Annotated in this window: 5 protein-coding genes, 1 tRNA gene and 2 pseudogenes; 4 read left to right on the top strand and 4 right to left on the bottom strand. The window is 60.7% G+C overall.

Annotation, left to right across the window (positions count from 1 at the left end; translation table 11 throughout):
- A pseudogene (locus Q0C28_RS06250) lies at positions 1–107 on the top strand (transposon DNA-invertase); the annotation flags it as partial.
- A gap of 124 nt (positions 108–231) precedes the next feature.
- Here Q0C28_RS06250 and Q0C28_RS06255 read toward each other — a convergent pair.
- From Q0C28_RS06255 to guaB, 3 genes are all read right to left on the bottom strand, one after another.
- Entirely contained in the window at positions 232–2,544 is a 2,313-nt protein-coding gene (locus Q0C28_RS06255; protein ID WP_293573880.1) for an ATP-binding protein, read from the bottom strand.
- Between the two features lie 96 nt (positions 2,545–2,640).
- Positions 2,641–3,855: an RsmB/NOP family class I SAM-dependent RNA methyltransferase gene (locus tag Q0C28_RS06260; protein ID WP_293573882.1), complete on the bottom strand. Its 1,215-nt coding sequence runs from the start codon at positions 3,853–3,855 to the stop codon at positions 2,641–2,643.
- 49 nt (positions 3,856–3,904) lie between these two features.
- Positions 3,905–5,353, bottom strand: a complete 1,449-nt coding sequence (gene guaB, locus Q0C28_RS06265) for an IMP dehydrogenase (RefSeq protein WP_293573884.1) — start codon at positions 5,351–5,353, stop codon at positions 3,905–3,907.
- A gap of 374 nt (positions 5,354–5,727) precedes the next feature.
- Here guaB and Q0C28_RS06270 point away from each other — a divergent pair, with 374 nt between their 5' ends.
- The 3 genes from Q0C28_RS06270 to Q0C28_RS06280 all read left to right on the top strand — a co-directional run bounded on the left by Q0C28_RS06270 (position 5,728) and on the right by Q0C28_RS06280 (position 8,663).
- The gene (locus tag Q0C28_RS06270) at positions 5,728–7,812 is read left to right on the top strand and encodes an ASKHA domain-containing protein (RefSeq protein WP_293573886.1); all 2,085 of its coding nucleotides are present in this window, start codon (positions 5,728–5,730) and stop codon (positions 7,810–7,812) included.
- A 94-nt stretch (positions 7,813–7,906) separates the two neighbouring features.
- Positions 7,907–7,980, top strand: a tRNA-Gly gene (locus Q0C28_RS06275).
- 206 nt (positions 7,981–8,186) lie between these two features.
- Entirely contained in the window at positions 8,187–8,663 is a 477-nt protein-coding gene (locus tag Q0C28_RS06280; protein ID WP_293573888.1) for a thioesterase family protein, read from the top strand.
- A 90-nt stretch (positions 8,664–8,753) separates the two neighbouring features.
- Here Q0C28_RS06280 and Q0C28_RS06285 read toward each other — a convergent pair.
- A pseudogene (locus Q0C28_RS06285) lies at positions 8,754–8,894 on the bottom strand (transposon DNA-invertase); the annotation flags it as partial.

Here is an 8,894-nt window from a genome sequence, read left to right on the forward strand (position 1 = left end):
TTTCAGAACTTTGTAAGGAATTGGGCGTCAAACCGGTCACACTCTACCGATATGTCGACCCGAACGGCAAACTGCGCGATTACGGGAAACGGGTTCTCACCGCTTAGCGTAGGATTCTGCACTCCCCGGCATCAGACCCCACGTAGCGCGGCGCGGGACGCCCCTCGCACTCAGCACATGGCACGCCCAGCAGCTGAGGCATACCGCACCGCTGCGAGGCAGAATGGTAGGCTAGTGAAGCTGTTCGTGCACCGTCTCGGTCAACTGATTAAGCGAGAATGGTTTCGGCAGGAACACTGAATTCGGCACGGACGGGTCCTCTTCGCCAAACGCGCCCTCGGCGTAGCCGGAGACAAACACAACCCGAGTGTCGGGCCGCGTTTTCAACGCTTCGCGCACCCAGCTCGGGCCATCCATGCCCGGCATCACCACATCGGTGACGAAGACATCCACGGTCAAACCGGGGTCTTCCAATGTGCGCAACGCATCTTCGGCTGATTCAGCTTCCAGAACCGTGTAGCCCCGCATCCGCAACGCTCGGGAGGCAAAGGCCCGCACAGGCGCTTCGTCCTCGACCAGCAGGACCACCCCTTCGCCGTGTTGGGCGGCAGGTGCGGCCTGGCGGGCCTGCGCAGCGGGTGCCGCGACCTCTGGCTCGGCCTGGGCGTTCACCGGGAAATACAGCGTGAACTGCGTGCCCTGGTCCTTGATGGAATCCACAAAGATGTAACCGCCGGTCTGTTTGATGATGCCATACGCCGTGGAGAGGCCAAGCCCAGTGCCCTCACCGGTGCGTTTGGTGGTGTAGAACGGCTCAAACACCTTTTGCAGCTTGTCCGGGGCAATCCCGACACCTTCGTCGGACACTTTCACCGTAACCCAGTCACCCGGTGGCACCACGGCGCGGTCGCGCTCCAGCGGTTCATCCAGGACCACAGCCTCGGTCTCCACACGGATTTCACCGCCCTGAGGCATCGCATCGCGCGCATTAACAACGAGGTTCATCAACACCTGCTCAAGCTGGCGTTTGTCGGCCCGGATTGATCGCATTACGGGATCATGGCTCAGGGTCAGTGTGACCTTTTCCCCCACCAACCGGTTCAACAAGTGGGTGAGATCCGACAGCGTGTCGCGCACATCCAGAACCTCTGGCTGCAGGGTTTGTTTGCGTGAGAACGCCAGCAACTGGCTGACCAAAGCGGCCGCGCGATTGGCGTTTTCGTGGATCTGAATCAGATCACCAAAATCCTGATCGCCCTGATCATGACGCAGGAGCAACAGATCACAATGACCTGAAATCGCTGTCAGCAGGTTGTTGAAGTCATGGGCAACGCCACCCGCCAACTGGCCGATCGCCTGCATTTTCTGGCTCTGCACAAACTGCGCCTCAAGCGTTTTCAACTCGGTTGCGTCGTTCAACACTGCGATCAGCACAGTCTCTCCGTCTTCGACAGTGCGGGTCAGCGTGACCTGGACAAAGACTTCTTTATCGCGGCGCGACAGGCGGAGGAATTCCGATTTATGAGAGGCATGGCCTTCGGCAGTGTCCCGCAGCCAATCGGCCATTGGGCGGCCAAGCCCCTCCATCAACTGGCCCAGTTTGATGTTCTTGGTCGATGTCACGCCCAGCAGATGCAGCCCCAATTTATTGGCCAGCAACACCGTGCCATCCGGGCGCAGTTTCACATACGGGACCGGCAAGGCATCAATCGACGCGCTGCTGGCGACCCCCTCTGGTGCCTCCAGCGGCAGAAAATACAATTCGCTGCGCCCCTGGCTGCGGCTGTTTTCGGACACCAGCACCTCAATCGGGCCGGTCTTCGTGCTCATGGTGTTGACCTGCCCGGACAACAACGGCAGCGCCGGGAACAGGCGATCCGTCGATTTGACACGTTCCCCGATCAGCGCCCGTGCGGCCTCGTTCATGAACAGAACAGTACCCGTGCGCCCAACTGTCAGCATCGGCACTGGCACCGCATCGGCACCGCGCGCAGCGGTGGGCCGGTCAGCGATTTCTTCGACCCGCCAAAGGAAGCTGTCCCCTTGCATCTGATGCACTGCCAGCCGCACATGACCCCGACGGGTCACGATATCTTCCCGCGCGCTCCCTTCGGAGCGGGCACGGCTTTGCAGTCGGAACAACACCGCAGATGGGTTTGCCAGGATCGACCGCATGGTGCCTGCCAGGGTTTCGGTTTCGGCGTCTTCAAACCGGTTGGTGGCGGCTGCGTTCAAAGCGTGCACAACGCCGTCTTCATCGGTCACAAAGGTGGGTGTTGCATCTTTTTCGATGAAGCCGGTCAACAGATCCGTGGCCATCGCCCGCGCGCGCAGCCGTGCATGGGTCTGCACCAGCATCATCAGCGCAACCGCCACCAAAGTGAAGCCAACCGCCATCAGGCCCCGGCCAATCCACTCGGGCGTGTTCAACGCCCAGGGCGTGCAAATCACAATCGCGGCCAGCACAAGCACCGCGAGCAGGCGGGCGTGTTCTGGCGCATCAATGCGCAGATGCGGAACGGGGGAAGATCGGCGACCGTTCATGGCGGCTCCATCGGTAGTCTATGACGCGCTCATATCGTCACCAATAAGGTTAAGGCCGTGTTAACGAAGATGAGGTTTGCGCGTAATCTCTGTGCTTTAACCTTGGTCCATTCGCCGTAGCACGGCAACATAGAAACCATCGGTCCCGTTCTGCACCTGCCAGCCGTGGTCGCTCTGCAACTGCCAGCCGCTGCTGCGATCCAGGAAGGCATCAACCTGTGCCCGGTTTTCGACGCTCAGCATCGAACAGGTCGCATAGGCCAGCACGCCGCCTTCGGCGACCAGTTGTGAAGCGGAATCAAGGATTTGGCTCTGCGTTTGACAAATCGCCTCCAGCCCCGCGGGTTGCAGTCGCCATTTGCCTTCGGGTGCGCGACGCCAGGAGCCCGACCCTGAACAAGGTGCGTCACATAGCACGAGATCATAAGGGCCGGTGTCTGCCACATCCTGCGGCGCCAGACATGTGATCTGTGCGCCCGCACGCTGCGCGCGCTGGGGCAAATCCTTCATACGGTCGGGCGATATATCATGGGCAAACAGCGCGCCCTTTGCCCGTGCGGCGATTGCCAGGCTTTTGCCTCCACCGCCGGCGCAATAATCAAGGATACGCATCCCATCCTGCAGCGGCAGCGCCTCGATCACCGCCTGGCTGGCGGCGTCCTGCAGCTCCACAAGCCCGTCGTTATAGGCCTGAGACTGCCTGATCTTGCGCGCGCCCTCTGTAACCAGCAGCGCGCTGGTTGCAGCCTCATGGGCGGTGGTCTCGATGCCCTCAGCCGCCAGCTTGGCGACAACGTTCTGGGCGTCTGGGTGCCGCAAGTTGACACGCAGGTGCACAGGCGCGCGGTGTTGCAGGGCCTCTGCCGCTGCTTCGGCCTCCGCACCCAGACTTTCGGACCACGCAGGCCACACCCAATCCGGCAGGTCCACGCGTTCTGCGGTCCCCTGCTGCGGTGTGGCCGCGAGTGCGTTCCGTTCCTCTGCTGTCAGCGGCGCCGGTGCGTGACCCTCCCCGGTGAACAGCGTATCCGGATCAACACCCTCTGCCCGCAGCGCGCCCAGAACAAGCTGACGACCGGTGGTATTGGTCGAAGACACCGGTTCTGTTCCGCCGCCTCCCCCGCCGAGCGACGCGTAAGAGCGCAGACGGCGAAGCGCATCAAACACATGATCGCGCACGGCGGCGCGATCCTTGGAGCCCGCAAAGCGACTGCGACGCGCCCAGGCGGTCAGCTGTTTCTCTGCTGGCGCCCCAGCCAGGATCTGGTCGAGGATCTCAATGGCGGCCTGACGGCGGGCTGCCGGGGTCATGCCCCGGCCTCATGGCGATGCAACACGGTCATCCGGCAGCGCTCCTGTCTTAACCGATGCGGTAGTTCGGGCTTTCGCGGGTGATCTGAACGTCATGGACGTGGCTTTCCTTCAGCCCGGCACCAGTGATGCGCACAAACTCGCAGTTCTTGCGCATCTCGGTGACGGTTGCACAGCCGGTGTAGCCCATCGCCGCACGCAGGCCACCGACCAGTTGGTGGATAACTGCACCAGCCGCACCCTTATAGGCCACCTGCCCTTCGATCCCTTCGGGCACCAGTTTGTCGCTGGCCGCGTCCTTCTGGAAATACCGATCCGCAGACCCGCGCGCCATGGCGCCAAGCGAGCCCATCCCACGATAGGATTTGAACGACCGCCCCTGATACAGGATCACCTCACCCGGGCTTTCGTCGGTGCCCGCAATCATCGAGCCGACCATGGCGCAGGATGCCCCAGCCGCGATCGCCTTGGCGAAATCGCCCGAAAACTTGATCCCGCCATCCGCAATGATCGGAATGTCGCCGGCAGCGCCTGCACAGTCCATGATCGCGGTGAGCTGTGGCACGCCAACGCCGGCCACCATGCGGGTCGTGCAGATGGAGCCCGGGCCAATACCGACCTTAACGGCATCTGCCCCTGCCTCGATCAAGGCTTTGGTGGCGGCTGCGGTGGCCACGTTGCCGGCAATCACCTGCACAGACGAGGACAAGGCTTTGATCCGGCGCACGGCGTCGATCACCCCTTCGGAATGGCCATGCGCGGTGTCAACGACCACGATATCCACACCCGCGTCAATCAGCGCTTCCGAGCGGGCAAAGCCGCTGTCGCCAACGGAGCTGGCCGCAGCCACACGCAGGCGGCCCAGGTCATCCTTACAGGCTGTAGGGTTCAGCACCGCTTGTTCGGTGTCTTTCAGCGTCAACAGACCGGTCAGCTTGCCATCCTTGTCTGTGACCAAGAGCTTTTCGATCCGACGGGCCTTCATCATTGATTTGGCCTCTTCCAGCTCCGCAGGTTCCTGCATCACCGCCAGATTGTCCGAGGTCATCATCACCGAAACGGGCGTATCATCATCCGTTGCAAACCGCATGTCCCGGTTGGTCACAATGCCAACAACCCGGCCTTCGGCATCAACCACAGGGAAGCCGGTGACGCGATACCGCTCTTGCAGCGCCTTTGCATCGGCAAGTGTTTGATCCGCAGTCAGCGTGATGGGGTTGTATACAATGCCGCTCTCGAAGCGTTTGACCCGGCGCACTTGGCGCGCCTGCTCTTCCAGGTCGAGGTTCTTGTGAATGACCCCCATACCGCCGGCCTGGGCCATCGCGATCGCCATCCGGGATTCCGTGACCGTGTCCATCGCGGAACTGAGCAGCGGGATGTTCAATGAAATTGATTTGGTCACCTGCGTCCGCGTGTCTGCCGTGCTTGGCAGAACATTGGATGCACCCGGCACCAGCAAAACATCGTCAAATGTGAGAGCCTCACGAATCTGCATTTCTCAACTCCATGCAAAAGCCCGTTTGGCGATGACCCTATTGCACAGATCGCACAAAGGTAAAAGAGCCGCAGCATAGATTTCCTGTGCAGCCCCGCCGCATGATCAAACCTTCGGCACCCTATCCATTCCCACTGTCGCGCAATGCAGATCGCGCGCTCATCCTGACGGATTGTCAATGTCGCTGCTAAAACCCGATCTGGGCGCATCAAACCGTCGCTGAGCGCGAATCTCAAAGCCGACCTTTCGCGCTGCAACTGCGTCAAAACCCGTCAGAAATGACGCCCACGGGCCCGAAAATGACGCCACCCGGCTTTCCCTCGGAAGAAAACGCCATATGCTCCCCCAAAATGCGCACGAACATAGGTAGAGGCATGGCAAACGATCACGTCACCGACCCCACCCAAGCGACTGACACCGACCCATTGGTGGTCTTCACGCCTTCGGGCAAGCGCGGACGTTTTCCACTGGGCACCCCAGTGTTGACTGCGGCCCGCCAGTTGGGTGTTGATCTCGATTCTGTCTGTGGAGGACGCGGCATTTGCTCCAAATGCCAGATCACGCCCTCTTACGGTGAATTCTCCAAACATGGGGTCACGGTCGCCGATGACGCATTGAGCGAATGGAACCGGGTCGAGCAGCGCTACAAAGACAAGCGCGGGCTGATCGATGGGCGTCGTCTGGGATGCCAGGCCACGGTCCAAGGTGATGTGGTCATCGACGTTCCCCCAGAAAGCCAGGTTCACCGCCAGGTCGTCCGCAAACGCGCCGAGGTTCGTGACATCACCATGAACCCCTCCACCCGGCTGTTTTATGTCGAAGTGGAAGAGCCCGACATGCACAAGCCCTCTGGCGATATGGAGCGGCTGATCGAAGCGCTGGAAACCCAATGGGGCCTCAAAGATGTGCAGACCGACCTGCATATCCTGCAGTGCCTGCAGCCCGCGCTGCGCAAAGGGCAGTGGAAAGTCACAGTTGCGGTGCACCTGGGGCACACGGGGCAATCGGCGAAAATCATGCATATCTGGCCGGGTTATTACGAAGGTTCTGTCTACGGGCTTGCGGTCGACCTTGGGTCCACAACCATCGCGGCCCATCTGTGCGATCTGAAAACCGGGGAGGTCATCGCCTCCTCCGGTATCATGAACCCGCAGATCCGGTTTGGCGAAGACCTGATGAGCCGTGTTTCCTACGCCATGATGAACAAGGGTGGCGATCAGGAAATGACCAATGCGGTGCGGGAAGGGATGAACGCGCTGTTCACCCAGATCGCAGCCGAGGCGGAAATCGACAAGGCGCTGATCGTTGACGCGGTTTTTGTCTGCAACCCTGTGATGCACCACCTGTTCCTTGGCATCGACCCGTTTGAGCTGGGACAGGCGCCATTTGCTCTGGCAACCTCGGATTCGCTTGCATTGCGCGCGGTTGAACTGGATCTGAACATTCACCCAGCAGCCCGTGTTTACCTGCTGCCTTGTATCGCAGGGCACGTGGGCGCGGATGCTGCCGCGGTCGCCCTGTCCGAGGCACCAGACAAATCCGATGATCTGGTCCTGGTGGTGGATGTGGGCACCAACGCAGAGATCCTCTTGGGCAACAAGGAAAAGGTGCTGGCCTGTTCCTCTCCAACGGGTCCAGCCTTTGAAGGGGCGCAGATCTCCAGCGGTCAGCGCGCCGCCCCCGGCGCCATCGAACGGGTGGAAATCAACCCCGAGACCAAGGAACCGAGGTTCCGTGTCATCGGGTCAGATCTGTGGTCCGATGAAGATGGGTTTGGCCAATCCATTGCCACCACTGGCATCACCGGCATCTGTGGGTCTGGTATCATCGAGGCGATTGCAGAAATGCGTCTGGCAGGTGTGCTGGATGCCTCTGGTCTGATTGGATCGGCCGAACAGACCGGCACCAAGCGCTGCATCGAGGATGGCCGCACCAATGCCTATCTGCTTTGGGATGGATCTGCCGAAGGCGGGCCAACCATCACCGTCACCAACCCCGACATCCGGGCCATCCAGATGGCGAAGGCCGCGCTCTATTCCGGTGCGCGTCTGTTGATGGACAAATTCGACGTTGATCGGGTGGACCGGGTGGTCCTGGCCGGCGCGTTTGGGGCACATATTTCGGCGAAACACGCGATGGTGCTTGGCATGATCCCGGACTGCGAACTTGATGCGGTCACCTCTGCGGGCAATGCGGCGGGCACTGGCGCGCGCATTGCGCTGCTGAATACCGAAGCCCGTGTCGAAATCGAAGACACCGTGCGCAACATCGAAAAGATCGAAACCGCCGTGGAGCCACGGTTCCAGGAGCATTTTGTGAACGCCTCCGCGATCCCCAATTCGTCAGATCCGTTCCCGATCCTGGGACATGTGGTGACGCTGCCGAATGTGAATTTCAACACCGGTGGTGGTGATGCCAGCGCGGAAGGGGGCCGCCGTCGTCGCCGTCGCCGCGACTGAGCCGCATCCTGCTGAAATATCAGAATTCGCCAACACTCTGGTCGAGTGCCTGCTTGACCCCTGTTGGCGAATTCGTTACGCCTCCTGGTATTGGGCGGGTATGGTGAAAAGGTATCACACGAGCTTCCCAAGCTCTTGTTACGGGTTCGATTCCCGTTAACCGCTCCAAGCTTTCGTTATTTCACCTTGTTCTCGACCGCGTTGGGCCGAGTGGCGCTCGCATACGCGGCGCGCTGATGATGGCAGGGCGTCCCCCCATCACACGCGAACCACAGTCACACGCGGACCACACGCCGCCACAAAGCAGGTACAAACCCGGTGGCGTGCATGATAGGACCCGTCTCGCAGGCAAACACATCAGTTGAGGCAACGACATGGATCTCGTCTATCACACCCCGCTCAGTGCTGCTGCACAGCGCCATCACGGGCTGGCAGAACCACAACCGTTGGCAATTGCTGATCGGGTGCGCTTTTCCGAGCTGGACATGCTCCACCATGTCAACAACAAAGCCTATCTGAGCTGGTTCGAAACGCTGCGCGTGACCTATTACAACCAATTCTTCGCCCCCTACTTCCGTGAGGGGCCAAAGCCGCGCAACGTGGTCCGCAACGCCAATATCCACTACGTCAAAGAGATGGTGTTGGACGAGGACTACATCACCACCGCCAAGGTCGTGTCCTTCCGCCGTACATCCTATGTGATGGAGCAACAGATCTGGGCTGGTGATCTGCGCGCCACGATGACCGGGGTGATGGTTCTGCGCACCGCAGATGGTGCGAGTGGGTGCCCCCTGCCCGAAGGTTTGCGGCAGGACCTGATCGCACGGGATGGCGCGGTGGCAGAAGGCTAAGGCGCTTGAAGCGCTGACATGCTGCGCACGCGCTATTGCCGCGCGTGCGCACCATAGGGGGTCTGATGCCGGGGAGTGCAGAATCCTACGCTAAGCGGTGAGAACCCGTTTCCCGTAATCGCGCAGTTTGCCGTTCGGGTCGACATATCGGTAGAGTGTGACCGGTTTGACGCCCAATTCCTTACAAAGTTCTGAAACCGATGTATCGCGGCTGGCCATAGCGGCCTGCGC

The sequence above is a fragment of the Phaeobacter sp. genome, from assembly GCF_022825805.1.
Lineage (GTDB): Bacteria > Pseudomonadota > Alphaproteobacteria > Rhodobacterales > Rhodobacteraceae > Phaeobacter.